Origin of the sequence: Streptomyces sp. NPDC058576 (genome assembly GCF_042718715.1) — a bacterium.
Taxonomy (GTDB): domain Bacteria; phylum Actinomycetota; class Actinomycetes; order Streptomycetales; family Streptomycetaceae; genus Streptomyces.
On record NZ_JBHXPF010000019.1, the window covers coordinates 1 to 24692 of the forward strand.

The 24692-nt window shown below is 73.8% G+C and carries 20 protein-coding genes; 10 read left to right on the forward strand and 10 right to left on the reverse strand.

The annotated features are described in order from the left end of the window. Positions 1–381 precede the first annotated feature (381 nt). Positions 382–1887, reverse strand: a complete 1506-nt coding sequence (locus ACFWRV_RS15795) for an FUSC family protein (RefSeq protein WP_384334227.1) — start codon at positions 1885–1887, stop codon at positions 382–384. Positions 1888–2095: 208 nt separating this feature from the next. Here ACFWRV_RS15795 and ACFWRV_RS15800 point away from each other — a divergent pair, with 208 nt between their 5' ends. From ACFWRV_RS15800 to ACFWRV_RS15810, 3 genes are all read left to right on the forward strand, one after another. Beyond that, a complete protein-coding gene (locus ACFWRV_RS15800) occupies positions 2096–2605 on the forward strand; it encodes an Lrp/AsnC family transcriptional regulator (RefSeq protein ID WP_384334230.1) in 510 nt (169 codons plus the stop codon). A 37-nt stretch (positions 2606–2642) separates the two neighbouring features. Next, positions 2643–3335, forward strand: a complete 693-nt coding sequence (locus ACFWRV_RS15805; RefSeq protein ID WP_384334233.1) for an HAD family hydrolase — start codon at positions 2643–2645, stop codon at positions 3333–3335. A 333-nt stretch (positions 3336–3668) separates the two neighbouring features. Continuing rightward, positions 3669–4964, forward strand: a complete 1296-nt coding sequence (locus tag ACFWRV_RS15810; protein ID WP_384334235.1) for a protein kinase — start codon at positions 3669–3671, stop codon at positions 4962–4964. Positions 4965–4992: 28 nt separating this feature from the next. On the opposite strand, the gene ACFWRV_RS15815 is transcribed toward ACFWRV_RS15810, so the two are convergent. Both ACFWRV_RS15815 and ACFWRV_RS15820 read right to left on the reverse strand, forming a co-directional pair. Further along, entirely contained in the window at positions 4993–5985 is a 993-nt protein-coding gene (locus ACFWRV_RS15815; RefSeq protein WP_384334238.1) for an aldo/keto reductase, read from the reverse strand. Positions 5986–6102: 117 nt separating this feature from the next. Further along, a complete protein-coding gene (locus tag ACFWRV_RS15820; protein WP_384334241.1) occupies positions 6103–7011 on the reverse strand; it encodes a family 16 glycosylhydrolase in 909 nt (302 codons plus the stop codon). 254 nt (positions 7012–7265) lie between these two features. On the opposite strand from ACFWRV_RS15820, the gene ACFWRV_RS15825 reads away from it, so the two are divergent. Then, entirely contained in the window at positions 7266–7826 is a 561-nt protein-coding gene (locus ACFWRV_RS15825) for a DNA polymerase ligase N-terminal domain-containing protein (protein WP_384334244.1), read from the forward strand. A gap of 26 nt (positions 7827–7852) precedes the next feature. On the opposite strand, the gene ACFWRV_RS15830 is transcribed toward ACFWRV_RS15825, so the two are convergent. After that, positions 7853–12937 carry a HEAT repeat domain-containing protein gene (locus ACFWRV_RS15830; RefSeq protein ID WP_384334247.1) on the reverse strand — a complete coding sequence of 1695 codons (5085 nt, stop codon included), beginning with the start codon at positions 12935–12937 and terminating at the stop codon, positions 7853–7855. A 141-nt stretch (positions 12938–13078) separates the two neighbouring features. On the opposite strand from ACFWRV_RS15830, the gene ACFWRV_RS15835 reads away from it, so the two are divergent. The 3 genes from ACFWRV_RS15835 to ACFWRV_RS15845 all read left to right on the forward strand — a co-directional run bounded on the left by ACFWRV_RS15835 (position 13079) and on the right by ACFWRV_RS15845 (position 15979). Then, positions 13079–14443, forward strand: a complete 1365-nt coding sequence (locus tag ACFWRV_RS15835) for a geranylgeranyl reductase family protein (RefSeq protein ID WP_384334249.1) — start codon at positions 13079–13081, stop codon at positions 14441–14443. A gap of 42 nt (positions 14444–14485) precedes the next feature. Next, positions 14486–15628 (forward strand): winged helix DNA-binding domain-containing protein, encoded by a 1143-nt coding sequence (locus ACFWRV_RS15840; protein WP_384334252.1) that lies wholly within the window; start codon positions 14486–14488, stop codon positions 15626–15628. Positions 15629–15766: 138 nt separating this feature from the next. Then, a complete protein-coding gene (locus tag ACFWRV_RS15845; protein ID WP_384334254.1) occupies positions 15767–15979 on the forward strand; it encodes a twin-arginine translocase TatA/TatE family subunit in 213 nt (70 codons plus the stop codon). 43 nt (positions 15980–16022) lie between these two features. On the opposite strand, the gene ACFWRV_RS15850 is transcribed toward ACFWRV_RS15845, so the two are convergent. From ACFWRV_RS15850 to ACFWRV_RS15870, 5 genes are all read right to left on the reverse strand, one after another. Then, positions 16023–17057, reverse strand: coding sequence for a hemolysin family protein (locus ACFWRV_RS15850; protein ID WP_384334257.1), 1035 nt, complete (start codon positions 17055–17057; stop codon positions 16023–16025). Then, the gene (locus ACFWRV_RS15855; protein ID WP_384334260.1) at positions 17054–18475 is read right to left on the reverse strand and encodes a hemolysin family protein; all 1422 of its coding nucleotides are present in this window, start codon (positions 18473–18475) and stop codon (positions 17054–17056) included. Before ACFWRV_RS15855 ends, ACFWRV_RS15850 begins: the two co-directional genes overlap by 4 nt. A 242-nt stretch (positions 18476–18717) precedes the next feature. Continuing rightward, on the reverse strand, positions 18718–20043 hold the full coding sequence (locus ACFWRV_RS15860; protein WP_384334498.1) for an LCP family protein: 1326 nt from the start codon (positions 20041–20043) through the stop codon (positions 18718–18720). A gap of 234 nt (positions 20044–20277) precedes the next feature. After that, a complete protein-coding gene (locus tag ACFWRV_RS15865; protein WP_384334263.1) occupies positions 20278–21213 on the reverse strand; it encodes a M56 family metallopeptidase in 936 nt (311 codons plus the stop codon). Positions 21214–21215: 2 nt separating this feature from the next. After that, complete coding sequence (locus ACFWRV_RS15870) at positions 21216–21647, reverse strand: BlaI/MecI/CopY family transcriptional regulator (RefSeq protein WP_384334266.1); 432 nt, start codon at positions 21645–21647, stop codon at positions 21216–21218. Between the two features lie 272 nt (positions 21648–21919). Between ACFWRV_RS15870 and ACFWRV_RS15875 the strand changes: the two genes are divergently transcribed. The 3 genes from ACFWRV_RS15875 (at position 21920) to ACFWRV_RS15885 (ending at position 23991) form a co-directional block, all read left to right on the forward strand. Further along, the gene (locus ACFWRV_RS15875; protein ID WP_384334269.1) at positions 21920–22495 is read left to right on the forward strand and encodes a TerD family protein; all 576 of its coding nucleotides are present in this window, start codon (positions 21920–21922) and stop codon (positions 22493–22495) included. 32 nt (positions 22496–22527) lie between these two features. Further along, the gene (locus ACFWRV_RS15880; protein ID WP_384334272.1) at positions 22528–23109 is read left to right on the forward strand and encodes a TerD family protein; all 582 of its coding nucleotides are present in this window, start codon (positions 22528–22530) and stop codon (positions 23107–23109) included. 105 nt (positions 23110–23214) lie between these two features. Beyond that, entirely contained in the window at positions 23215–23991 is a 777-nt protein-coding gene (locus tag ACFWRV_RS15885; protein WP_384334275.1) for a hypothetical protein, read from the forward strand. Here ACFWRV_RS15885 and ACFWRV_RS15890 read toward each other — a convergent pair. Beyond that, positions 23894–24643 (reverse strand): gamma-glutamyl-gamma-aminobutyrate hydrolase family protein, encoded by a 750-nt coding sequence (locus tag ACFWRV_RS15890; RefSeq protein WP_384334278.1) that lies wholly within the window; start codon positions 24641–24643, stop codon positions 23894–23896. The two genes, ACFWRV_RS15885 and ACFWRV_RS15890, sit on opposite strands and share 98 nt — an antisense overlap. Positions 24644–24692: the final 49 nt, after the last annotated feature.

Genomic DNA, 24692 nt, shown 5'->3' on the forward strand with positions numbered 1-24692 from the left:
ACCGCTGCGGTCAGGGCCGCGACGAGAACTGCTTTGCGCATCTGTGTCTCCTACGAGGTGCGACTCCCGACCATCGGGCGTCAAGAGCGACGAGAACACGTGCGCACCTGAGCCGCCCTTCGAGCTGGACCATCCAGCCCGCACCCGCATGGGTAGCCGATCGATATTCCCGCCCGGCGGGGACAGGCCCACCGCGCCGTCGACGAAGCTCGCACACAGGCCACGAGGTCTCGTCGGCACCGTCGTACGGCCTTCGGTTCAGGCGGCGGCCGGAGCACCGATGGGGTGAGAGGCGTGGAGGAAACGGAGACCAGGGCACGGCAACGGCATCGGCATGCCGCTCGCTCGCCGAAGTGCTCTTCACCCCCGCGACTTCGAACTTCAGGCGTTCGTCGACGCCGCGTAAGGAGCGTGGCTCAGGGGGCTGACCAGTTCGGCGAGGGCGCGTTCCAGGTCGTGGAGGTGGGCCAGGGCGGGCTCTGCCGCGGTGGCACGGTGCGCGGGGGCAGGCGCTGCCGGGGTCGCGCCGGGCCGGGGCGCGGTGAGGATCTCGACCGCGGACTGGACCCGCCAGCAGGCAGCCGCGAGGCGGGCGTCGTGCGAGGCGTCGGGATCGGCGGCGACAAGAGCAAGGCTGCGGACCTCACGGGCGCAGTCGTCGAGCAGGGCCACGACCTTGCGGGCGCGAGCCTTCCGGGCACGAAGGGGGTTGAGCGGGTGAATCAGGGGCGCGAGGGAGAGCCGTACCCGCCCCAGCAGGAGTTCGAGCTCGGCGATGTGGGGCTCGGGGTCGGCGCCCGGGGCGCCGGCGAGACGCGCGGCGGCCTGGGCGGTGCACGCGTGGACACAGGCCAGTGCGCGCTGGATCCAGGAATGGGTCGTCGCGTGCGTGGTGACGGGAAGCACCACCAGCACCGCGAGGGCGGCCCCGAGCGCCCCGACCCCGGTCTCCGTCAGCCGCAGCACAAGCAGTCCGGGGTTCAGGACTCCGAGCAGTCCGTAGAGGAGGGAGACCATCAAGGTGACGGAGAAGATCATCCAGGAGTACGACACCGCCGCCGTGTAGAAGATCCCGAAGACGCACACCGCCACCAGGATCATCGTGCCCGTGAGGTTGCCGTGGAGGGGAATCGCGATGAGCAGTCCGGCGGGAATTCCCAGGACGGTGCCCAGAACCCGGCGGAAACCGCGCACCAGGGTCTCACCGCGCGACGCCGTGTTCACGAAAATCCACCAGGCCGTGCCCACCGCCCAGTACCAGCGGTCCTGTGACAGCACCTGCCCCACCCCCAGAGCGAACGCGCACGCCACAGTCGCCTGTATCGCCTGGCGGGTCGTCACCCGTTCCAGACCCCGCCCTCCCGCCGGAGCGGGAACAACCGCCGGCGGATAGCGGCGCTCGAAACACCAGAGACCGAAACGGACCGACGAGGAGACCAGGAGGGCCAGGACGACAGCGACGAGAAGCTCGGGCAACTGGGCGAGAGTCGCGTGCAGGAACTGGGCGACGAAGAACATCATGAAAGCGAAGATCCCGAGCGCGTTCCCGCGCGGACCCCATCGTCGCGCGAAGACTCCCGCGCCGATCACTGCCAGGAAAGCCAGGTCCCGGACCAGGGGGACATCATGCAAGGCGCTCGCGAGCGCGAGTACGGGGAATCCGATCACCGGCAGCAGGGCGGTGGTCCGGACCTGAGCGCGTACGTCCGCGTCCGTGACGGTGAACAGGGCCAGCAGAGCGGCCAGGCCGCCCGTGATGGCGGCGACCAGCGAGTGCCCGGCCACCGCGCACGCGGCCACCGCACCGCCGACCCCCACGACGGAACGCGCGGCACTCCGCAAGCGCAGCCGACCCGGATCCGGTGCTACGAGCAGCCTCTTCAGCACACTTCCCCCCCTTCTGCGTCACCGCGGGACTCGCATGAAAAAGGCGCCGCGGAAGTCCGCAGCGCCATCGACATCACCATTGCAGCACCTATCGGGCCCGTGGATCAAACCAGCAGGAATATGCTGTACCAATGGACCAGCACAGCGGCCGAAATTTCGGCCACCAGCATGCCAACGGACCAGAGACTCGGAAGGAGATCCGCGGATCATGGCGGTGGACGCTCTCGACACCCGGATCCTGCGCCTGCTGATCGAGCAGCCGCGCACCAGCGTCCGCGAGTACGCGCGCATCCTCGGCGTGGCCCGCGGCACGTTGCAGGCCCGGCTCGACCGGCTGGAGCGCGACGGTGTGATCACCGGCACCGGACCGGCCCTCTCCCCCGCCGCGCTCGGTCATCCCGTGCTCGCCTTCGTCCACCTGGAGGTCACCCAGGGACATCTGGTGGAGGTGGGCGACGCCCTGGCGGCCGTGCCCGAGATCATCGAGGCGTTCTCGACGACGGGCGGCGGCGATCTGCTCACCCGTGTGGTCGCCCGGGACAACGGACACCTGGAAGACGTGATCCAGCGGCTGATCCAGCTGCCGGGGGTCGTCAGGACGCGGACCGATGTGGCGCTGCGCGAGCGGGTGGCGCACCGGGTGCTGCCGCTGGTGGAGGCCGTGGGGCGGGCCGCCGGCGACCGGGACCGGCCGGGCCCCGGGACCGGTCAGGGGTGACCAGACCGGCCGGTCCGGGCTGCGGCATGCTGTGACCATGACCTCTCACCCCGTGACCGCGTCCGGCCTCCACGTGATCTTCGACCTCGACGGGACGCTGGTGGACAGTGAGCCGAACTACTACGAGGCGGGGCGCCGACTGCTCGCCCGGTACGGGGTGCGGGACTTCGGCTGGGAGGTCCACACCCGGTTCATCGGCATCAGCACCCTGGAGACGCTGACCGCCCTGCGCGCGGAGTACGGGATCGACGCCCCGCTCCAGGAACTGCTCGCCGGGAAGAACGCCCTGTATCTGGAGCTCGCCGGGGCGTCGACGGTGGTCTTCCCGCAGATGCGGTTGCTCGTGGAGCGCCTGCACGCGGCCGGGGTGCCGATGGCGGTGGCCTCCGGCTCGTCCCGGGCCGCGATCGAGGCGGTGCTCGCGGTCACCGGGCTCGACGCCTGCATCCCGCTGTACGTCTCCGCCGACGAGGTCCCGCACGGCAAGCCCGAGCCGGACGTGTTCCTGGAGACGGCCCGGCGGCTGGGGGCGGAGCCGGCGGACTGCGTGGTGCTGGAGGACGCCCCGGCCGGAGCGGCGGCCGCGCACGCGGCGGGCATGCGGTGCATCGCCGTCCCCTACGTACCGGAAACCGCGTCCGATCCGGCGTTCAAGGCCGCCGACCTGCTGTTCGAGGGCGGGCAGTCCGCGTTCACGGCCGAGGCCGCGTACCGTCGGCTGTTCCGCTGACCCGGGAGCGGGCGGCCGACGGCTGTTCGGCTGCCCCGAGGGCGGGCGGCCGACGGCTGTTCGACTGCCCCGGGGGCGGTGGGCGCTCCGGTTCGCGAGACGGGCCGGGAGGTGTGCCGGGCCGTCAGGCGAGCTTGGTGAAGCGGCCTTCGGGGCATCCGGGCCCCGCCGGACCGATATCCTGATCATGTCGTTCGCCGCACGCCCAGGACTCCGCCGGAGACCGGGGGCCGCGGGGGGTCCGACAGCCGGAGCGGGCCACCATTCGAGATAGGTGTACAGGTGCTGGTAGCTGGTCGGTACCGATTGGTATCCCCCATCGGTCGTGGCGGCATGGGCGAGGTGTGGCGCGCGACGGACGAGGTGCTGGGGCGTGCCGTGGCCGTGAAGCTGCTGCTGGGGGACCAGGCGGACGCCTCGTCGACCGCCCGCTTCCGGCTGGAGGCCCAGACCGCCGCCCGGTTGAGTCACCCGCATCTGGTGGCGGTGTTCGACTTCGGGGCGTGGGAGGACCGGTTCTTCCTGGTGATGGAGCTGGTCGAGGGGCAGAGCCTCGGAGATCTGCTGGCCGCCCAGGAGCGCGTCCATCCCGAACAGGTCGCCCTGATCGCGGGTCAGGCGGCCGCCGGGCTGGCCGCCGCGCACCGCCAGGGCATCGTCCACCGCGACATCAAGCCGGGCAACCTGATGCTGGACGCGGACGGTTCGGTGAAGATCGGCGACTTCGGGATCGCCCAGTTCGTCGACGATCCCTCGACCGCGCTGACGACGGCGGGGCACATCGTCGGCACGAGCCTCTACCTGGCCCCCGAGCGCGCACTGGGGCGCACCGCCGACTCCGCGTCCGACATGTACTCCCTGGGCTGCGTCGTCTATCAACTGCTGCTCGGACAGCCCCCGTTCCGCTCGGACACGGCGACCGCGACGCTGTACCAGCATGTCGACACCCCGCCGGTCCCGCTGCGGCAGCGCGGTGTGGAGATCTCCGCCGCCTTCGACTCGTATCTGCTCGGGCTGCTGGCCAAACAGCCGGAGGAGCGGCCCACCGCGCAGCAGGTGTCCGACTGGTTCCGCACCGACGCCTGGCGCGGCCGGCCGGAGCCCCTCCCCCTGCAGGCGCCCACCTCCCACCGGGCGTCCGCCCCCATGGCCCCGAAACCCTCACCCGCCGCGCCGTCCGCGCCGGTCGGCCCGACGACGTACCGGCTCCCGGGCCCGACGGGGCGAAGACGGCAGGCGCCCACCCGCTCGGCTCCGGCCCGCCGTCGCACTACCCGTGAGGCGATCCGACGGCGCCCCAGGGTGGCCAGCGCCATCGCGGGCACGGCGACGTTCCTGGCCGCCGTGTATCTGGGGATGATCCTGTTCTCCCCGGACTCCAGCTCCGCCGGCACGCCGGATCAGAGCCCGTCCTCGGTGCCCTCGCAGGACGCCGGCGACGGCGGCCGGCAGCAGGGAGATCCACAGCCGGGCGAGGATCAGCAGGGAGATCCACAGTCGGGCGGGGATCAGCAGGGCAGGGATCAGCAGAGCGAGGACCAGGGCCAGAACCAGGGCCAGGGCGACCGCGGCCAGGGCCGGGATGACGGGGATGGGGACTGGGGCGGGGAGGACGAGCGGGACGACTGAGTCCCGGCCGTCGCTCCCCCGCCCGCCGTCACCAGCGGTCGTGGACCTCCGCACGGATCGACCGGTCGTACAGCTCCCGCACGGCGTCCAGCGTGCTCTGCGGCAACGGCGGCAGGGCGGCGGCGGCAGCGTTGGCGCGGGTCTGTTCCACCGAGCGCGCGCCGGGAATCACGCTGGTCACGCCCGGCTGCTGGATGATCCAGCGCAGCGCGGTCTGTGCGGGGGTGGCACCCTCGGGGGCCAGCTCGGCGAACTCGGCCGCCGCGGCGACGCCGGTGGCGTAATCGATGCCGGAGAACGTCTCGCCCTGGTCGAACGCCTCACCGTGCCGGTTGTACGTCCGGTGGTCCTCGGGGCCGAAGACCGTGTCCTTCGTGTATGTGCCGGAGAGCAGGCCGGAGGCGAGCGGGACCCGGGCGATGATGCCGACGCCCGCGGCGACGGCCGCCGGGAGGACCTCGTCGAGCGGCTTGAGGCGGAACGGGTTGAGGATGATCTGCACGCTCGCGACGCCGGGGCGCGCGATGGCGGTCAGCGCCTCGGCGCAGGTCTCGACACTCACCGCGTAGGCGGCGATCCGCTGCTCGGCGACCAGGGTGTCCAGGGCGTCGTAGACGGCGTCGGAGGAGTAGACGCTGCTGGGCGGGCAGTGCAGTTGCACGAGGTCGAGCGTGTCGGCGCCGAGGTTGGCCCGGGAACGGTCGTTCCAGGTGCGGAAGTTGTCCAGGACGTAGCTCTCCGGCACCTGATCGGCGCGGCGGCCCATCTTGGTGGCGACGAGGACGTCCGCGTCGGGGCGGTTCTTGAGGTAGCGGCCGATGAGCTGTTCGCTGCGGCCGTCCCCGTACACGTCCGCGGTGTCGAAGAAGGTGACGCCGGATTCGACGGCCGCGTCGAGGACGCCGAACGCGTCGTCCTCCGCGACCTCACCCCAGTCACCGCCGAGTTGCCAGGTGCCCTGTCCGACGACCGAGACGTCACGGCCGGTCCTGCCGAGTGTGCGCTGTTCCATGGGGATCATGCTATTCCGCTTCTCGCGCCGACAGGGGCGGGCGGGGTGGACGGCGGCAGGAGCACCTCTGCCACCGTCCACGTTTCGAAAGCCGCCGGACCGCGGACGCAGGACCGCGGCCGTCGGTCAGTCGCCTGTCGTCACACGGACGTAGTCGATGACCATCTGCTGCGGGAACTGGGTGGAGCCGTCGGGGTCGCCGGGCCAGTAGCCCCCGACCGCGAGGTTCAGGATGAGGAAGAAGGGCTTGTTGAAGACCCACTGGTTGCCGCCCACGTCGGCCGGGGTGCGCCGCTGGAAGACGTTGCCGTCGACGGACCAGGTGATGGAGTCGGGCGCCCAGTCGACGGCGAAGGTGTGGAAGTCGTCGGCGAACGCCTGACCGTTCGGCAGGGTGTACGCGGCGCCGATGCCGCCCGCGCCGGAGTACCCGGGGCCGTGCAGGGTGCCGTGGACCGTGCCGGGCTCGAAGCCGACGTTCTCCATGATGTCGATCTCGCCGCTGTTCGGCCAGCCGACGTTGCCGATGTCGTCGCCCAGCATCCAGAACGCGGGCCAGATGCCCTGGCCGCGCGGGATCTTGATGCGGGCCTCGACGTGACCGTAGGCGGCGGCGAACTTGCCGGAGGTGTTGAGTCGGGACGAGGTGTACTCGCACGCCCCGTACCAGCACTGGTAGTTGCCCGGGTTCTCCTTGCGGGCGGTGATCACGAGGTTGCCCTGGCCGTCGAGTGCGGCGTTGTCGTTGCCCGGCGTGTAGTACTGCCGCTCGTGGTTGTTGACGTTGTCGCCGGTCTCGGTCTGCCACTTGCCGCCGTCCACGGCGGCGCCGGCCGGACCGTCGAACTGGTCCTCGAAGGCGACGGCCCGGGTGCCCGGTCCGGGGGCCGGGGAGTCGGCGGCGGGTGCGGCGGACGCTCCGCCGGGGAGTGCGGTGAGGATGGCGGAGCAGCAGAGCAGCGAGGCCGCGTAGAGGGCGACACGACGGCGCCGGGTGACGCTGCGCGCCGTGGAGTGCGTGGGGTGCACGGTCATCACATCACTTCGCGTGGGGGGCATGCGCATGACAGGTCAACGCCGAGAGGTGAACGGTTGGGGCGATCACCTCGGACGCATATTTCAATTCTTGATTTAAGGGAGTGCCGCAGGAGCCGTCAATAACCTGGTCCAGACCGGAGAAGGAACGGCATGCCCCGAAGGCATATGCGACTGAAGACAGCGGGTCCATCGTGCGGTTCCCTCCGGGCGGCGGCAGAGTGGAGGTACGGATCGCGCGAAGGGAGCACGACGTGGAGAACGACGGCACACCGCGGCCCCACTTCGTCGTGCAGATCCATGACGCGCGACGCCTGCACTTCGACTTCCGGCTGGAGGTCGACGGCGTTCTGAAGTCCTGGGCGGTGCCCCGCGGTCCTTCGGAGAACCCCAGCGACCGCCGGCTCGCCGTGCCGACGGAGGATCACGCTCTGGAGTACCGCGAGTTCGAAGGGGTCATTCCCCGGGGCGAGTCCGGCAGCGGCACGGTCATCGTCTGGGACCAGGGCACCTACCGGCCGCTCGGGCACGACGGGCAGGGCGACTCCGTCCCCTTCGCCGAGTCCCTGGGGATGGGCCACGCGACGTTCTGGCTGTACGGGGCGAAACTGCACGGCGAGTTCGCGCTCACCCGCATCAAGAAGGGCGACGAGCCGGACAGCGGCGGCCATGAGGCGTGGCTGCTGATCAAGGCCAACGACCGCCTCGCCGTACGCGGCAGGCCCGGTTCGCCCGACCCGTACCACGCCCGGTCCGCTCGTACGGGACGGACGCTGCACCAGGTCGCGGCGGCGGCCCGGGGCCGCGGCGACTGACGCGCGCCGAGCGGAGTGCGGCCCTCTCAGGCTCCTCCGCCCGCGACAGCTCCTCCGCCCGCGATCCTGGCGAGCGCGTCGGTGTAGAGCGACCGCCGGTCTGGCCGGGCGTGGGCCTCGGCCCTGCGCAGGACCGGAACCGCGGCCCCGCCGAAGCCGATGAGCGCGTCCCGGGCGGCCCGCCGGACCACCGGCTTCGCGTGATCGAGGAGCCGGACGAGGTCGGGCAGCGCGGGCTCCCAAGCGGCGCGGCCCAGTGTCCGGACCGCCATGCGCACCACGTCCGGCAGCGGGTCGGACAGCAGGAGCGCGGTGAGCCGGGCGTGGGTGTCCCGGTCGAACAGGGCGCGCGAGGTCCGGTGTGCGTGTAGGCGCACCCCGGCAACCGGGTGGCGAAGCAACTCCTCGACCAGTGCGTGCAGTTCCGGGTCCGGACGGGTGCCGGGCGGGGGTGCGTGCTCCTCGACCAGGCGGGTGAGCACCTCGCGGGTCTGCCCGGGCGTGCCCGTGCGGGCGAGGCCGAGCAGTTCCGGCAGCGACGGGGGATCTGCCGGGGCCGCCGGGGCCCGGGACGGGGTGCGCAGGGAGGCGAGTGCGGCGGCGTCCTCGTGTGCGGCCCCGGGGGTGCGCAGGGGGCCGTCGACGAAGACGAGCGCGTCCGCCAGGGCCTCGCGGCCTTCGGTACGCAGGAGGCGCTCGGCCCGGGTCAGCGTGGGCGTCCGGAGCAGGCGCCGGCCGGCCAGCAGGTCGAGCAGCCCGAGGTCGCCCGCTTCGACGCGGGGCGCCAGGAGGTGGGCAAGGGCGTCGGCGGGAACGCGGTACAGCGCGGTGCGGGCGGCCTCGTGCACAGCGGGCGGACCGTGTTCCCACCACCCGACGATCAGTGGGACGAGCGGGGGCAGGTCGTCCTCGGGCAGCTGAGTCACCCAGCGCAACGCCCGCTCGGGCAGCACCCCGGGAGCGGTCAGTTCCTCGCGGCAGCTCTCGGAGAGGCGCGCCTCCGGGCGGGACGGCTCCGGGCGGGACGGCTCCGGGCGGGGCGCCTGCGGGCCGTGCGCCTCCAGGTGGGCGAGCAGATCCGGGGAAGTGACCTCGGGGAGCACGTCGACCCGGCCGTGCAGATACGCCCGCAGCACGGCACGCGACACCTCCGGCTCGGGCCAGCCCCGCAGGGCCAGCGCAGCGGCGGTCCGGCGCTCCGGGCTTGCGGCGTCGAGCATGGCCAGCAGCCGGGCCCGCTGGGCAGCCGATCGGGGCTGGTCGAGATCGTCCGCTCGCACCGGACGCGACGGTGCCCCGGCGGCCGCGCTCGCCGCCCAGGTCTCGGCGATGGTCCACTCGGGCGCGTCGAGCGGCTGGAGTTCGGTCATCCAGTCGACGAGTCGCGCCCGTACCGTAGGCGTGGCCCCCGGGTACGCCTCGACGAGCGCCACCAGCAGGTCCCGGGACCCGGGCACGGCGGGCGGGCGCCCGGCCCCTTCCGCACCGGGGCCACACGAGGCTGCGGCCCCGGCGGTGGCGCCACGCTCCCGGAACTCCGCCAGCCCTTCGGGCGTCCGTACCGACTCGGTCAACTCCTTTACCCACAGAGCCGTTTCGTCGGCCCCCACCCCGTTCGCGGGTACGCCGAACGCCTCACGGAGCACGGCGGGCGCGGCTCGCCAGGGGTCGGCGCCGAGGTGGGCGGCGGCCAGCGCCCGGTCGAGATCGGCGCGGACGAGTACCGCGCCGAGCCGCCGGAGCACCGTGAACGTGGAGGCGGCCGTCCCGGGCCCGGGTGGGCCGCCGGGGCCTGCGGGCGGCAGGGCGCGGAGCGCCTCGACGGCGGCGAAGCGCTGGACGACGGACAGGTGGGGTGCGACGGCGTGCAGAACGTCGATCAGCTCCCCGGCGAACCGCGCCGCCTCCAACTCCGGCTCCGGCTCCGGGTCCGGGTCGGCCGACTCTCCCCAGCGCGCGGCCCAACCGGTCGCCTCTCCCACGCCCGTGGCGACGTCGAACGCGGCGGTCAGCGTACCGGCGTGCCGGGCGAGCACCGCCGCCTCGTCGCCGGACCACGGTCCCGGGCACAGGCGCAGGGCGCACCGCACGAGGCGGCTGCGGAGACCGGCCTGACCGACGCTGTCGGCCAGGCCGAGCCAGTGGCCCAACAGGGCTCGTGCCGCGGCCGGTTCACGGGCGCCGACGGTGGCCGGGGGTGCGGGCCGACGGGCGATGCGCAGGGCGAGCGCCGGGTCCCAGCCGGCCCGCAGCAGGGCCGCCACGTCCGGGTCCGCCCCGGCCGGGGCCCCGCCCGGGGCGTTCGGCGGCATCGGCACTCCGTGCCGGGCCAGCGGTTCCGCCAGGTCCGCCACGGTGCCGACGGCGAGCCGCACACCGCCGTCGGCGACGAGCGCCAGCAGGGCGGGGACGGCCGGTGAGTCCCCCGCGTCGAGGGCGAGCACGGCCCGGGCGGTCACCTCGCGGTCGAGGGCGCTCAGCTGAAGCCGGCGGGCGCGTTCGTCCCCGGCCGCTTCGGCGGCGGCGAGGAGGGTCGCCACGTAGGCGTCGTCCACGACAGCCCGCAGCGCCCGGGTCAGCGCGGTCCGCAGCCCCGGGTTGTCGTCGCGGCCGAGCGCCCGCAGGAGATGCGGGACGGAGGCGGGCGCACCCGTGTGAAGCAGGGCGGCCGCCGCGGTCTTCCTGATGTTCATGTTCGGGTGGTGGAGGCAGGCGGCGACCGCCTCGCCCGCCCAGCGGGCCCGTGCCGCGCCCAGGGCCAGCAGAGCCGCCCGCACCGTCCGGATGTCCGGGTCGGAGGTCAGCGGGACGAGCGTCGCGGACAGGGCCCGCGCGTCCTCGCCCGAGGAGTCGTGGGCCAGGAGCGCGATGACGTGCTTGCGCACGTGCGGGTCGCGGGCGCGCAGCAGGCGGTGCACCCGGGCCCGGGTGGACGCGGTCGCGGGGACCTGGAGCAACGCCTTGAGCAGCACGGCCTGCTCGCCGCCGGTGAGCCCGGGGCGCTCCAGCAGGCGGAGCAGCGTCGCGGTGAGGAACGCGTGGCCCGCGCCGGTGTCGTCGGGGGCGTCGAGCAGACAGACGGGCCTGATCCACCGCCGCTTCCGCAGTCGGCTCCCGAGGGCGCGCACCGCTTCCAACGCCTCGGGCGGCAGCTCCGGTTCGCCGTCCGGCCGGGCCCGGCCGGCGGGTACGAGGCCGGGATACGGGGTGTCCGGCACCGGCCGGGGCGGGCCGGTGCCAGGACCGCGGGGCGCGGCGAGATCGCGCACGATGCGCAGGAGCAGGTCGGACACCAGGGGCAAGGTCCCCGTACCGGCGTACGCCGCGATCCGGCGGAGCGCCGCCACGGGGGCGTCCACGTCAACGCGGGCGCGGAGAACGGCGAGTTCCCGCTCGTCGGGGGCGCCGAGGTCGGCCTCGACGTCGCGCGGGAGGTGCTGGGGGTCCAGCTGGGCGAGCAGGTCCCGCCGCTGCCCGGGATCGTGGGTGAGGTGCCACAGGAGGGCCAGCGCCCGGTCGCGTACGGAGCGCAGTTCGGGTGCGACCGGGGGACGGGATGAGCCGCCCGGGGCCGGGGCCGGTCCGTCCCCCGCCGGACGCGAGCCGCCCGTGCCCTCGTGCGGGCTGTCCGGGGCCGGGGCCGGGCCGTCTGCCGCGCCGGCGACACCGAACGCTCGGGCCAGCGTCGATCGCGTACGGTCCCCGCCGATGGCCTCCAGGGCGACCAGCGCGGCGGCCGGAGCCGTGGGCAGCAGGGCGAGTACGGCCTCCTCGGCGTTCGGGGGGCGCAGGACGCGGATCGCGGCGAGAAACGGGCGCGGGGCGCGGGCGGCCGGGAGCAGCCCGGCGACGGCCTCGCCGATGGGGACGTCGGCAGCCCCCTGCCGCTCCAGGGCGACCAGCAGCTCCAGTCGGCGCGGCCAGTCCGGCGCGGTGGGCGGGGCGTCGGTGAGGGCGTCGAACAGCGGGCGGCGGCAGGTGTAGAGGACCGTGGCGATGTCCTCCGCCGGAAGGGTGCGGTCGGCCAGGGCCAGGTCGAGGAGCGGCCCGGCGTCCTGATCCGCCGGGAAGTGGCCGCGCCGGTGCAGCCCGCGCAGACAGGTCAGCACCGGCCCGGCGAGCAGGAGGGGGTCCGTGGCGGCCAGGGCCACCAGGCGGCCGATGTCGGTGCGTTCCGCCCGTTCGCCCAGGAGTTCCACGGCCCGGCGGCGCAGGTCCGGTGCCCCGGACGGATCTTCGGCCGTGCTCCACAGCACCGTCTGGTGACCGTGCCGGGCTCCGGCGACGAGTGCGGCGGCCGCAAGCGCCGCAGGCCCGCCGCGATCGGTGCCCCCACCGTCCCGGGTACCCGCCGACCGGGTCAGCAGCGAGGAGGCCACGGGGGTCGCCGCCGCCCAGGGTTCGGCGAGTTCGCGCAGCGCACCGGTCACGACGCCGTGGTCGGGCGCGTCGAGCAGTCGGACCAGCAGACCGCGCGTGAACGCCGGTGCAAGCAGCCCGGCGTGCAGTCCGTCGCGGGCCAGCCGCAGCGCCTCGGCCTGGAGGACCGGGTCCCCGGTGCCGACGAGTTCGGCCACGAGGTGGTCGGGGCGGTGCGCATCGGCCGCGTCGCTCTCGCGGACGGCCCGGTAGAGGAGTTCGCCCGCCGGTTCCGTGCGCAGGACCGTGGGGTCGCCGAGGAGTTCGGTCCGCAGCCAGGCGATCCGTACCCGGACGGGCAGCGCGGCCGCCCGCCAGTCGGGCAGCCGCCGGCGCGGCTTCCGCGCCCCGAGCCGGGCGTGGACTCCGGCGAGCAGGAGGGATTCCTCGGGCGACTCCCCCGGCGAATCGGGCAACAGACGCTTCGGCAGGGCCAGATGTCCGGCCCCGTCCTCTCCCCTGCCACCGGCGTCCGCAGTGTCCGGGGCATCTGAGATGTCCGGGGCGTCCGGCGTATCCGTGCGTTCGGCGAGGAGGGTGAGGCCGAGGTGCCGTATCCGGGGTGCGGGATGCCGGACCATCCGGCCGAGCAGGTCCGGCGGGCAGGTGCGGGCGTCGAGGCGCCGGGCGAGGAGACCGGCGTCGGCTCGGTCGAGGGCGTCGCTGATCTGTTCGTCCGGTCGGGTGGTCACCGACGGATGGTAGACGTCCGGTCGGCCCTGTCGCCCCCGGTTATCCGGACGCCGGGTACCGCCCCGGCCCGTCCTGATCGATGATGTTGCCCGGGGCCGCCGCCCCGGCAGGAGCAACGGCCGTTGGACGAAGGGGTTGTGATGCGGGAACTGCCACCGGACCCGGCGACGACGGACGCGGGCGAGGTGTCCCGAACGGGAGCGGACGCCCAGGTGATCGTGGTGGGCGCGGGTCCGGCCGGCTCCTCGGCCGCGTACCACCTGGCACGGGCCGGCGTGGACGTGATCCTCCTGGAGAAGGCCCGCTTCCCCCGCGAGAAGGTGTGCGGCGACGGTCTCACCCCGCGGGCGGTGCACCAGCTCATCCGGATGGGCGTCGACATCACGGCACCGGGCTGGACACGTGTCCGCGGGATGCGCTGGGTGGCCGGGAGGCACCGGGTGCACATCGAGTGGCCGGCGCTGGGCCGCTACCCGGACTTCGGCCTCTCCCGCAGCCGGCACGACTTCGACGACATCCTCGCCCGGCACGCCGTGACGGCGGGGGCGCGGCTGTACAGCGGCTGGAAGGCGGAGCGGCCGCTGACGGACCGGGCGGGCCGGGTCATGGGGGTCGCCGCGTCCTCGGACTCCCCGGACGTCCCGGGGCCGGTGGACTTCCGCGCGCCGATCGTGATCGCCGCCGACGGGGCGTCCGCCCGCCTCGCCCTGGCGCTGGGCCTGGAACGGGACCCCCGACGGCAGATCGCGACCGCCGCCCGGCGCTACTACCGCAGCCCCGAACTCTCCCGGGAGGAGTACCTGGAGCTGTGGGCCGACCTCCGCTTCCCCGACCGGGGCCCGTACCTCCCCGGCTACGGCTGGATCTTCCCGATGGGCGACGGCCGGGTCAACGTCGGGCTCGGGGCGCTCCCCCACCGGCGGCACGGCAAGGCGGACCTGCGCGCCACCCTGGACCAGTGGCTGGCCCGGACCCCCGAGGAGTGGGGGCTGCGCGAGGAGAACGCGGAGGGCCCGGTCCGCAGCGCCGCCCTGCCTCTCGGTTTCAACCGCCACCCGTTGTACGCCCGGGGGCTTCTGCTGGTGGGCGACTCCGGCGGGATGGTCAGCCCCTGGAACGGCGAAGGCATCGCCCAGGCGATGGAGGCGGGCGAGGTCGCCGCCGAGAGCGCGGCCCTCGCCCTCGCCCACCCTCAAGGGCCCCGCCGCGAACAGGTGTTGCACGGCTATCCGATCGAGATGAACCGCCGCTGGGGGCGCTACTACCGGCTGGGCAACACCGCCGCCGACCTGATCTTCAGCCGCTCGGGCTTCCAGCCGGTGCTCAACCGGTACGTCATGGGCTCGCCGTTCCTCCTCGACCTGCTGGCCCGGCTGCTCACCGACCTCACGGACAAGCCCTCGCGCGACGTGGCCGACCATGTCCTCAACACGGCGTTCCGCCTCGTCCCGGCCCCGGCCCTCGGTCCGGGTCGGCGCGGCGGGACTCGGGGCAGAACGCGCTGACGGGCGACGCCCCACCGGAGGAAGGGACCCGAGGAAGACGGCATGACCATCACCGCACGCGAACTCAACCGCGCCACGCTCGCCCGGCAGTTGCTGCTGCGGCGTGAGCCGCTGGACGCCGCCCGGGGGGTGCGGCGCGTGGTGGCGCTCCAGGCCCAGCAGCCGGCCTCGCCCTACCTCGCCCTCTGGAACCGGCTCACGGACTTCGATCCGGCCGGTCTCGACGCGGCGTTCACGGATCACACCGTCGTCAAGGCGACGCTGATGCGGCTCACCCTCCATGCCGTGCACGCCGAGGACCACCCGGCCTTCCGGGAGGCCATGCATCCGGTGGTGCGCGCGTCCCGGCTGGGGCCCCGCTTCACCGACTCCGGGCTGACGGCCGAGGACGCCGACGAACTCGTCCCCCGGCTGCTGGAGTTCACCGAGCGGCCCCGGACCACCGCCGAGTGCGAGGCCTGGCTGGGCGACCGGCTGGCTGCGCCGCCGAAGCCGGGCGCCTGGTGGGGGCTGCGGCAGTACACCCCGCTGCTCCACGCGCCCACCGCGCCGCCGTGGTCCTTCGGTCACCGGCCCTCGTACATCGCACCGCGCACCGGCCCCCCGCGAACGGATCCGGAGGCATCGGCCGCTTCGCTGCGGACGCTGGTCCTGCGCTACCTCTCGGGGTTCGGGCCCGCGTCGGTCGCGGACGTGGCGCAGTTCGCGATGGTCGCGCGGACCAGGGCGCGGGCGGCGCTCGCGGAGCTCGCCGGGGAGCTGGACCGGCTGGAGGGGCCGGAGGGCGAGGAGCTGTTCGATCTGCCGGGTGCTCCGCGGCCGGACGCGACGACGCCTGCGCCGCCCCGGCTGATGGCGATGTGGGACAGCGTCCTGCTGGCGTACGCGGACCGGAGCCGGGTCCTCCCGGCCGCGTACCGCAGGGTCGTGATCCGTGCGAACGGGGACGTGCTGCCGACGCTGCTGGTCGACGGGTACGTGGCCGGGGTGTGGCGGCCGGTCGCCGGGGGCGTCGAGGCGAGCGCGTTCCACCCGCTGCCCGACGAGGTCTGGGAGGGGCTCGCCGTCGAGGCCCGGTCGCTGGTGGGGTTCCTCGCCGGCCGGGAGCCGGAGGTGTACCGGCGCTACGGCCACTGGTGGAGCCGGCTCCCGGGCGCCACCGTGCGGCTGCTGCCCGGCGGTTGAGGGCGGACCCCCGATCCGTGATTCCGGGCACGGGTGCTCTACAGGCCTGTAGATTACGGTCTGCCGTCCCGTCAGGGATCCGGCCGGCTCCGTGTCCGCTCCGCCCCGGAGAAATCCGCCCCAGAGAAAGCAGCAACCATGTTCGGGATCGGCGAGCTCACTCTCCTTCTCCTGGTGATCGTGGCGGTGCTGGCCGTGAAGCGGCTGCCCGACCTCATGCGGTCGGCCGGGAAGGCCGCGCGCATCCTCAAGAGCGAGAAGCGGGCGCTCAAGGACGAGGACGGCGCCGGCGACCCGCACCGGCCGTCTTCCCGGGTGATCCGCGGGGAGACGGCCGAGCGGGACGCCTAGGGGGCGGCCTCGCTGTGTCTCAGGCGGTGGTCTCCGCCATGTCTCAGGCGGTGGCCTCGGGGGGCGTCGCCGGGTGCAGCAGCCTGGCGAGCAGGTCGTCCAGGCTGACGAGCCCGGTGATCCTGCCCTCCCCGTCCCGTACGACGGCGATCGTGGCCCGCCGGTCGCGCAACTGCTCCACGGCGTGTGCCGCGGTCGCGTCCGGAGCCAGCTCGGGGACCGGGCGGGCCAGGGCGCGGGCGAGGACGTCCCGGCCTCCGGCGCGGGCCACGAGGGCGTCCCTGGCGTGTACCGATCCGAGGACCTCCTCCCCGTCCCGCACCAACAGGCGGGTGCGGTCGGCCTCGGCCGCGGTGGCCAGGATGCGGTCGATTCCGGCGTCCGCCGGAACGGTCGCGATCCGCTCCACCGGAATCCGGAGTTCGGAGACCGGGGTCGCCGGCTCGGTCAGGGACCGCGTCATCAGTCCGGAGTCGCCCTTGCTGATCAGCCCGAGGCGCTCGGACTCCTCGATCAGATGGGTGAGCTGGTCACGGTTGTGCACGGAGGTGAGTTCGTCGCGCGGGGTGACCCGGCACAGCCGGACGAGGGCGTTGCTGACCGCGTTCAGCAGCCGGATCAGCGGGCGTACAGCGCCCACGACGGCCCGGAAGGCCGGGCTCAGCAGCATCGCGGAGCGCTCCGGGTGGGCGATCGCCCAGGATTTCGGGGCCATCTCGCCGACCACCATGTGCAGGAAGACGACGACGATCATCGCCAGCGCGAAGGCGATGCCGTAGCTGAGGGCCGCGGGCAGCCCGAGCCGCTCCAGCAGCGGGTCCAGCTCGTGCGAGATAGCGGGCTTGGACACGGAGCCCAGGCCCAGGGTGCAGATGGTGATGCCGAGTTGCGCTCCGGCGAGCATCAGCGACAGCTCACGCATCCCGGCGAGCGCCGCCTTGGCCCCGCGCTGCCCACGGGCGACGGCCTGTTCCATGCGATGCCGCTTGGCAGCGACCAGGGCGAACTCGGCGGCGACGAAGAAGCCGCTGCCGATCAGGAGCAGGACGGTCACGAAGAGCGCCATGGGGAAGCTCATGCCTGGGGCTCCTGTCCGGTGCGGTCAGCGCCGTCGGTGCGATCTGCGCCATCGGTGCGATCTGCGCCATCGGTGCGATCGGTGCGGTCCGCGTGTTCGATGGGGTCCGCCTGCTGCGTACGGTCTTCGTGCTCGATGCGGACGTACTCCGCGACGTGCCGGTCGAGGGAGCGCACCTCGATCCGGACCGCGCCGTCGGTGAGCCGGTCGCCGACGGTGGGGAACCGGCCGAGCCGGTCGATGATCAGTCCGGCCAGGGTGTCGTAGTCCTCGCTCTCCTGGGGCAGTTCGACGCCGGTGGCCTCCTCGATCTCGTCGAGGCGGCGGCCCGCGTCCACGATCCAGCCGGAGCCGTCGGGGACCGCGAGTTCCACGACGGTGTCGGACTCGTCGGCGATGTCCCCGACGAGTTCCTCGGCGATGTCCTCGTAGGTGACGATCCCGGCGAGAGAGCCGTGCTCGTCCAGCACCACGGCGAACTCGTCGTCGCGCTCACGCATCTGCGCGACCGCCGCCGGGAGCCTGAGCAGCTCGGGCAGCAGGAGGGGGCGGCGGGCCAGGGAGCCGACAGCGGTGCGCCCGACGTCGGCGGCGGGCAGCCGCATCAGCTCCCGTACGCCCAGGACTCCGGCCGGGTCGTCCGGGTGGTCCCCGAGCACCGGGTAGTTGGAGTGCCCGTGCCGGGCGATCAGCTCGACGGCCTCGGTGGCGAGGGCGTCCCGGCGGACGAACGCCACGTCGGCGCGCGGGATCATCACCTCGCCCAGGGTCCGCTCGGAGAACTCCAGGGCGTGGTCCATGAGCTCCGCCGTGGCGGCCGGGAGTTCGCCCTGTTCGTGGGATTCGCCGATGAGGTGTCCCAGCTCCTCCAGGGTCGCGCCGTGGTGGAGCTCCTCGACCGGTTCGATGCCGATCCGGCGCAGCAGCCGGTTGGCGGCGCTGTCGAAGACGTGGATCACGGGGCCGACGATCCGCAGGTAGATCAAGGTGGAGGCGGCGAGGGACTTCGCCATGGGCTCGGGTACGGCGAGGGCGAGGTTCTTGGGGGCGAGTTCGCCGAGGACCATCTGGATAACGGTCGCCACCACGAAGGAGAGCACCACGGAGATGCCCGAGACCAGGCCGTCGGGGAGGCCCATGCCGTTCAGGACGGGCCGCAGGAGGGCGGAGACGGACGGTTCGGCGAGGAAGCCGACGACGAGTCCCGTGACGGTGATGCCGAGCTGCGCGCCGGACAGCATGAACGACAGGCGCTCCAGCACGTTCACCGCGCGCGCGGCCCGCTTGTCCCCGGCCGCGGCTTCCCGGGCGAGGGTCAGCCGGTCCGCGGAGACGTACGCGAACTCCTGGGCCACGAAGTAGCCGGTCCCGGCGGTGAGGACGAACACGGCCAGGAGGCCGAGCAGGGCGGAGGTCATCGCTCACCCGCCCCGCGCGGGAGGCGGCCGGCGGCCCTGCCCGGGGCCGGGGCCGCGGTTCGGTGACGGTGGGGGTCAGGCCCTGAGGGGCCCGGACTGGCGGACAACGCGTGGCTCCTGTCCGGCTGGATTCTCCAGCCATGGAATCGTGTGGGACGCACTCCGGGCGGGCGGTGGTGACCCACCGCCCGGTGGTGACGGCCCCAGTGGTGACGGCCTCCCGCCGGTGGCGCCGGGCGGCGTCAGGTGACGCCGTCGTAGTCCTGCCCGACGATCAGGGTGAGGGCCCGGTCCGCGCTCCGCGCGTCCTGGTCCGCCTTCGCCCCGTGCAGCCGGGAGGTGAGCACCCGGGCATGATTCTCCATGCCCGGCGGGTGGAGTACCGCCGTCCGCTCCGCCTGTCGCGGTGCGTTTCCGGTGCCGACGACGGTGAACCCCAGCGCGCGCAGTTCCTCGGCGACCTGGGCGGCGCGGCCGGAGACGCCGGTGCCGTTGAGCACCCTGACCTGGACGGAACGGGCGTAGACCGGGTTCGCCGCGGCCTTCTCCAGGGCCTTCCCGTCGATCTCGCGGTCCGCCGCGAGCGACCCGAAGAGGTCACCCGCCTGCGGGTACTGCCAGACGACGTTGGCCTTGTCCGTCGGCACGTCGGCCTCGCGGGCGTAGTTGGGCACGGTGACGAAGGTCAGCCGGTCGCTCGGCAGGTCCTGGACCTCGGCGGCGAGCGAGGCCAGCGGCTTGACGCCGGCCAGCGCCCGGTCGGTGGTGATCGAGCGGGTGGCGGAGTCGAGGAATCCGTAGAGGTCGGCGGGGCTGGTCAGGGTCTTTCGCGCCTTGGCCGCGAGCGCCTCCATGAACTCCTGCTGGCGTCCGATGCGTCCGAGGTCGGAGCCGTCGCCGACGCTGTAGCGGGTACGGACGTAGCCGAGGGCGTCCTCGTCCCTGACGGTCTGGCAGCCGGCTTCGAGGTCGAGGTGGGCCTTGGGGTCGTCGATCGGCGTCTCGGGGCAGACCTCGATGCCGTCCAGGGCGTTCACCATGCCCTTGAATCCCTGGAAGTCGACGGAGACGAAGTGGTCGATGCGCAGTCCGGTGCCCTGCTCGACCGTCTTGATCGTGCAGGCCGCGGCGTCCGCGACATCGCCGGAGGACCCTCCGATGGCGAACGATTCGTTGATCTTGAAGCGGTGCGGATCCGAGGTGTTCCCGTCCCCCCGGTCGCAGGCGGGTATGCGGACCCAGGAGTCGCGTGGCAGGGAGACCACGGTGGCCCATTTCCGGTCGGCGGCCAGGTGCATGACCATCAGGGTGTCCGACTGCATGGTCGTCAGCCCCTTGCCGTACGCGGCGTTGTCGCCGTCCCTGCTGTCCGACCCGACGACCAGGATGTTCTTGGAGCCCGGGCTCAGGTTCTCGGGGCGGTCGCCGCCGATCTTCCCGTCGACGTCGGCGGCGTGGATGTTGCCGTCCAGCTGCCGGTAGACCCAGGCGCCCGTTCCGGCCGCGCCCACGATCACCAGCGCCAGCACACCGGCCGACCACAGGAGGATCCGCCCGCGCCGGGTCAGCCGGGTCCCGCCTCCGGCCCGCCGGCCGTGGCGGCTTCCTCGCCGCGCCGCGGCGCCCCGCCGCCCTTGGCCATCCGTGTCCACACTGCCCTCCGCGTTCCCGCCCCGGCCCCTCGGTGTCCGACGGGCCCCGCACTGTGCGGTTGATGAACTCTACAGGGGTGTAGATGGGAGGGTGCGGGTGTGGTTCCGGTGGGCCCGGGATCGGGCGTCCCGCCCGGAGCGGGGCACGCCCTACAGCGGGGTCGCCGCCTCCAGGACGAGGAACAGGGCGACGGCCGCGTTCAGCGCGGAGAGCGCGGAGACGGTCGTCCCGGCGGCGGCGACGAGCGCGGCGACGCCGGCCGGGGTGAGGGCGGGGGGCCAGCCACGGTCCGGCGGCACCGGGCCCAGGAGCGCTGCCACCCGGCGCGGCACCGGCCCCGCGGCGGCGAAGGCGGCGAAGGCCGCGCCGCCGGGGACCGGACGGGAGACGAGCGCCGCCTTGCCGACCGCGCGTGCGGTCAGCCGGCGGTCGCCGGTGACCCGGGCCGCCTCCTCGTCCGCCCAGCGCTCCGTGCTGTAGACCAGCGCCCCGAGCAGCGGCCACAGCAGGGGGTTGACGCAGCCGGCCAGCCGGGTCGCGAGCAGGAGGCGGTGGTGGCGTCCCGCCAGATGGGCCCGCTCATGGGCGAACAGCGCCCGGCGCTCGGCCGGTTCGAGGCAGGCGAGCATGGCCGTGGAGACCATCACCCGCCCCGGGGAACCGGGGAGCGCGTAGGCGTACGGGGCGTCGTCGGGCAGCACGGCCACGTCGTCGTCCCCTCGCAGACCGGCGAGCGCTCGGTGGGCCCGCACCCGGAAGCGGTAGTGGCGGTGGACGGTGAGTCCGCAGGCCGCCGTCACGACGACGAGCGCCAGGATGGACGCCTTGCCCGCGAACGCGTCGTGCGGCACGGCCTCGCGGACCTCGTCGTCGGACCAGCCGTCGGGCAGCGGGTTGCCGGGCAGCTGGGCGGTGCCCACGACCACCAGCAGCCCGAGGCACACCAGGCTGCAGGAGGCGAGGATCACGGCGACGGTGGTCAGCAGCCGGGCGGCCCTGCGGGGGTGCAGGTGCTGTTCGGCCAGGCGCGCGATCGGCAACGCCGTCAGAGGCAGCACGAGGGGCAGGTAGACGAAGACGCCCATCGTCAGCGCTCCGGCCGGTCCGAGGGCGCTCCGGTGACGTCGGGGCCGCTCTCGGCGAGCAGGGCCCTCAGCAGGTCCTCGTCGTGGGAGGAGAGGACGGAGACGAAGCTGGAGAGCACCGCGTCGCGGTCGCTCTGCTTGTCGAGGAGCCGGCGCATCCGCAGGGCGGCGAGCCCCGCCTCGTTCGCCACGGGCTCCCACAGGACGGGACGCCCCCGCCCGGTGCGGGACACCGCCTGTTTGGCGTGCAGCCGCGTCAGGATCGTGATCACGGTGCTGTACGAGAGACCGGCGCCGAGCCGCTCCAGCACCCAGCCGGCGGTCACCGGTTCGCTCGCCTCGCCCAGCACCGACAGCACCTGGGCCTCCAGCTCGCCCTGGCCGCGCCTGCGGGCGGGCGTCTCGCGCTCGCCCCCGGCTCCTTCGGCGTCCACGGCACGGCCCCTTTCTCGCTCTCGCCGCCCGGCTCTCTCCGTTCGGCCGCCCGGCCGTGGCGTCGCACCCGCCGGGCATCGGGGAATCGTATCCAGTGGCGGAGGGAGCGGCCACCGGCCGGCGCGGGACCACGCGTGCCCCGCCGCCCGCCTCCTGGCCCCGGAAATCTACAGTGCTGTAGATTTTTCCCAGGACCGCAGCGTGCCCGCGCCGTCACCCCTGGCGTGGCCGCCACCACGTGAACATCCGTCACCGCACAAGGGAGAACATCATGGGCGTGAGCCTCGCCAAGGGCGGAAACGTCTCGCTGAGCAAGGAGGCTCCGGGGCTGACCGCGATCCTCGTCGGTCTCGGCTGGGACGTCCGCACCACCACCGGCACCGACTACGACCTGGACGCGAGCGCGCTGCTCTGCGACGAGGCGGGCAAGGTGCTGTCCAACGAGCACTTCATCTTCTACAACAACCTGAAGAGCCCCGACGGTTCGGTCGAGCACACCGGCGACAACCTCACCGGTGAGGGCGAGGGCGACGACGAGATCGTCAAGGTCGACCTCGCCTCGGTGCCCGCGACCGTCGCGAAGATCGTGTTCCCGGTCTCGATCCACGAGGCGGAGGGCCGGGGCCAGAGCTTCGGCCAGGTCCGCAACGCCTACATCCGGGTGGTGAACCAGGCGGGCGGCGCGGAGATCGCCCGCTACGACCTCAGCGAGGACGCCTCCACCGAGACGGCGATGGTCTTCGGCGAGCTGTACCGGCACGGCGCGGAGTGGAAGTTCCGTGCGGTCGGGCAGGGTTACGCATCCGGCTTGAGCGGCATCGTCGCCGACTTCGGCGTCAGTCTCTGAGCCGCACGGATCCGATCACAGAAGGCGGAACGATGACGATCAACCTCACCAAGGGCCAGCAGGTCAGCCTCACCAAGTCCGGCGGCGGCGAGCTCGGCGTCGTACGGATGGGGCTGGGCTGGAAGTCCGCTCCCCGTAAGGGTTTCCTGGCGCGGCTGACCGCCCGCGAGATCGACCTGGACGCCTCGGCGGTGCTCTTCGCGGGCCAGGCCCCGCAGGACGTGGTCTTCTTCCAGCACCTGACCAGCGACGACGGCTCGGTCCAGCACACCGGGGACAACCGGGTCGGCGGGGCGGGCCAGGGCGGCGACGACGAGTCCATCGTCGTCGACCTGCGGCGTGTACCGGCCCATGTGGACCAGATCGTCTTCACGGTGAACTCGTTCACCGGCCAGACCTTCGAGGAGGTCGAGGCGGCCTTCTGCCGGCTGGTCGACGAGAGCAACGGCCAGGAGCTGGCCCGGTACACGCTGACCGGCGGCGGGCGGCACACGGCCCAGATCATGGCCAAGGTCCAGCGGTCCGGCTCGGGCTGGCAGATGACCGCGATCGGCGCACCGGCGGACGGGCGGACCTTCCAGGACCTCATGCCCGCGGTCGTGCAGCACCTCTAGGCCCCGCCCCACCCGGCAGCACCGCGGGGGTGCGCACGCCGCACGTGCGCACCCCCGCGCCACCTGCACGACCACCCACCGCACACGTATCGACCGAGGGACAGCATGGGCAGACCTTCCCGGCTCGGGGACGAGGACAGATCCGACTACGCGAGCGCGCTCGACGAGGTGATCGCCTCCCCGGAGATCCGACGCCTGCTGGAGCGCTCGGGAGTCCCCGGCGACCGGCTGCGGGTCCGGGGCCTGGCGGCCGTGGGGCGCACGGCTCCCGCCGCCGAGGCGGAGTACCGGCGGTACGCGGCCCTGCGGCTCCGGGCGCGGGGCGGGCGAGGGGGCGCCGGGGCGTCGCCGCTCTCCGGGCCGGGCGATCAGGAGCGGCCGGGGGCCGGGGTGCTGGCCGTCCTGGGGGTGCTGACGCCGGTGCTCGCCGCCGTGGCCGCGGCGACGTTCCTGCTCCTCGGGTACGGCCTGCGGCTCGCCGATGCCCTGCCCGCCCTGGCGGGCACCCTCGTCGGCGTCGGCCGGCTCAGTCTGCTGGTCGCGGCGGTCACGGCCCTGATCAGCGTGGTCGCCGTCTACCTCACGGCGGCGAGGCAGTCGGCGGCGGACCCGGTGGCCGCGCCCGGCCCGGCCTCCTCCGCGTCCCTCTCCCCCGCCCTCGCGGACGCCCGTGAGGCGTGGCTCGTGGCGCTGCGCGACCGGGGGATCCGGCCGTTCCTCCTCCAGGAGCTGGCCGAGGCGGCGGGGTCCGCGCCGGGTACGGGCGAGGGCCGCGGCTCCCGCTTCAGCTCACCGGCGTTCGCGGGGCCCGACTTCTCCGGTCCGGGGTTCGAGGGGTCGGCGCCGCCCGCTCCCCGGCCGCCCGGACCAGGGCGGCCATGACCCGGGTGTCCTCGCCCATCTCCGGGTGCCACTGCACGCCGAGCACCAGGCTCCCGTGCCCGGGGAGTTCCACGGCCTCCACCGTCCCGTCCGGGGCGTGGGCCGAGGCCACCAGACCGCCGCCGAGTCGGTCGACCGCCTGGTGGTGGTAGGCGGGCACCATGACGGTCTCCGGTACGGCGTCCGCGTACCCGGTGCCGGGCACGGGGGTCACCGGGTGGCTGCCGAAGACGCCGAGGCCGCCGGTGTGGTCCTCCAGGTGCTGGATCAGTGTGCCGCCGAGGGCGACGTTCAGCAGCTGCATGCCCCGGCAGATGCCCAGCAGGGGGACCTGCTGGTCGATCGCCGCCCGGATCAACGCCAGCTCCCAGGCGTCGCGTTCGCGGGCCGGGGGCCCGGTACGGGGGTCGGCGACCGCCCCGTACCGGGCCGGCTCGACGTCCGCTCCCCCGGCGATCACCAGGCCGTCCAGGGCGGCGACGGTGTCCCGGGCCGCGCCCTCGGCGTCGTCGGGCGGCAGCAGCACCGCGAGTCCGCCCGCCGCCCGGACGAGGCGCGGATAGCCGGCGGGCAGCAGCACCGCGGGCATCTCCCACACACCCCAGCGGGCCGGGTCCTGGTAGGTGCTGATGCCGATGACGGGCCGGGACATGGAACGTACTCCTTCGGGTCGGGATGATCGCGTCGACGGCGGGGGCGCC

Coding starts and splice junctions, on each gene's coding strand:
- ACFWRV_RS15850 (WP_384334257.1), bottom strand. CDS start 17,057: ATGAGCTTCCCCATGGCGCTCTTCGTGACCGTCCTGCTCCTGATCGGC.
- ACFWRV_RS15805 (WP_384334233.1), top strand. CDS start 2,643: ATGACCTCTCACCCCGTGACCGCGTCCGGCCTCCACGTGATCTTCGAC.
- ACFWRV_RS15875 (WP_384334269.1), top strand. CDS start 21,920: ATGGGCGTGAGCCTCGCCAAGGGCGGAAACGTCTCGCTGAGCAAGGAG.
- ACFWRV_RS15815 (WP_384334238.1), bottom strand. CDS start 5,985: ATGATCCCCATGGAACAGCGCACACTCGGCAGGACCGGCCGTGACGTC.
- ACFWRV_RS15865 (WP_384334263.1), bottom strand. CDS start 21,213: ATGGGCGTCTTCGTCTACCTGCCCCTCGTGCTGCCTCTGACGGCGTTG.
- ACFWRV_RS15810 (WP_384334235.1), top strand. CDS start 3,669: ATGGGCGAGGTGTGGCGCGCGACGGACGAGGTGCTGGGGCGTGCCGTG.
- ACFWRV_RS15845 (WP_384334254.1), top strand. CDS start 15,767: ATGTTCGGGATCGGCGAGCTCACTCTCCTTCTCCTGGTGATCGTGGCG.
- ACFWRV_RS15885 (WP_384334275.1), top strand. CDS start 23,215: ATGGGCAGACCTTCCCGGCTCGGGGACGAGGACAGATCCGACTACGCG.
- ACFWRV_RS15820 (WP_384334241.1), bottom strand. CDS start 7,011: ATGACCGTGCACCCCACGCACTCCACGGCGCGCAGCGTCACCCGGCGC.
- ACFWRV_RS15840 (WP_384334252.1), top strand. CDS start 14,486: ATGACCATCACCGCACGCGAACTCAACCGCGCCACGCTCGCCCGGCAG.
- ACFWRV_RS15835 (WP_384334249.1), top strand. CDS start 13,079: ATGCGGGAACTGCCACCGGACCCGGCGACGACGGACGCGGGCGAGGTG.
- ACFWRV_RS15890 (WP_384334278.1), bottom strand. CDS start 24,643: ATGTCCCGGCCCGTCATCGGCATCAGCACCTACCAGGACCCGGCCCGC.
- ACFWRV_RS15800 (WP_384334230.1), top strand. CDS start 2,096: ATGGCGGTGGACGCTCTCGACACCCGGATCCTGCGCCTGCTGATCGAG.
- ACFWRV_RS15855 (WP_384334260.1), bottom strand. CDS start 18,475: ATGACCTCCGCCCTGCTCGGCCTCCTGGCCGTGTTCGTCCTCACCGCC.
- ACFWRV_RS15880 (WP_384334272.1), top strand. CDS start 22,528: ATGACGATCAACCTCACCAAGGGCCAGCAGGTCAGCCTCACCAAGTCC.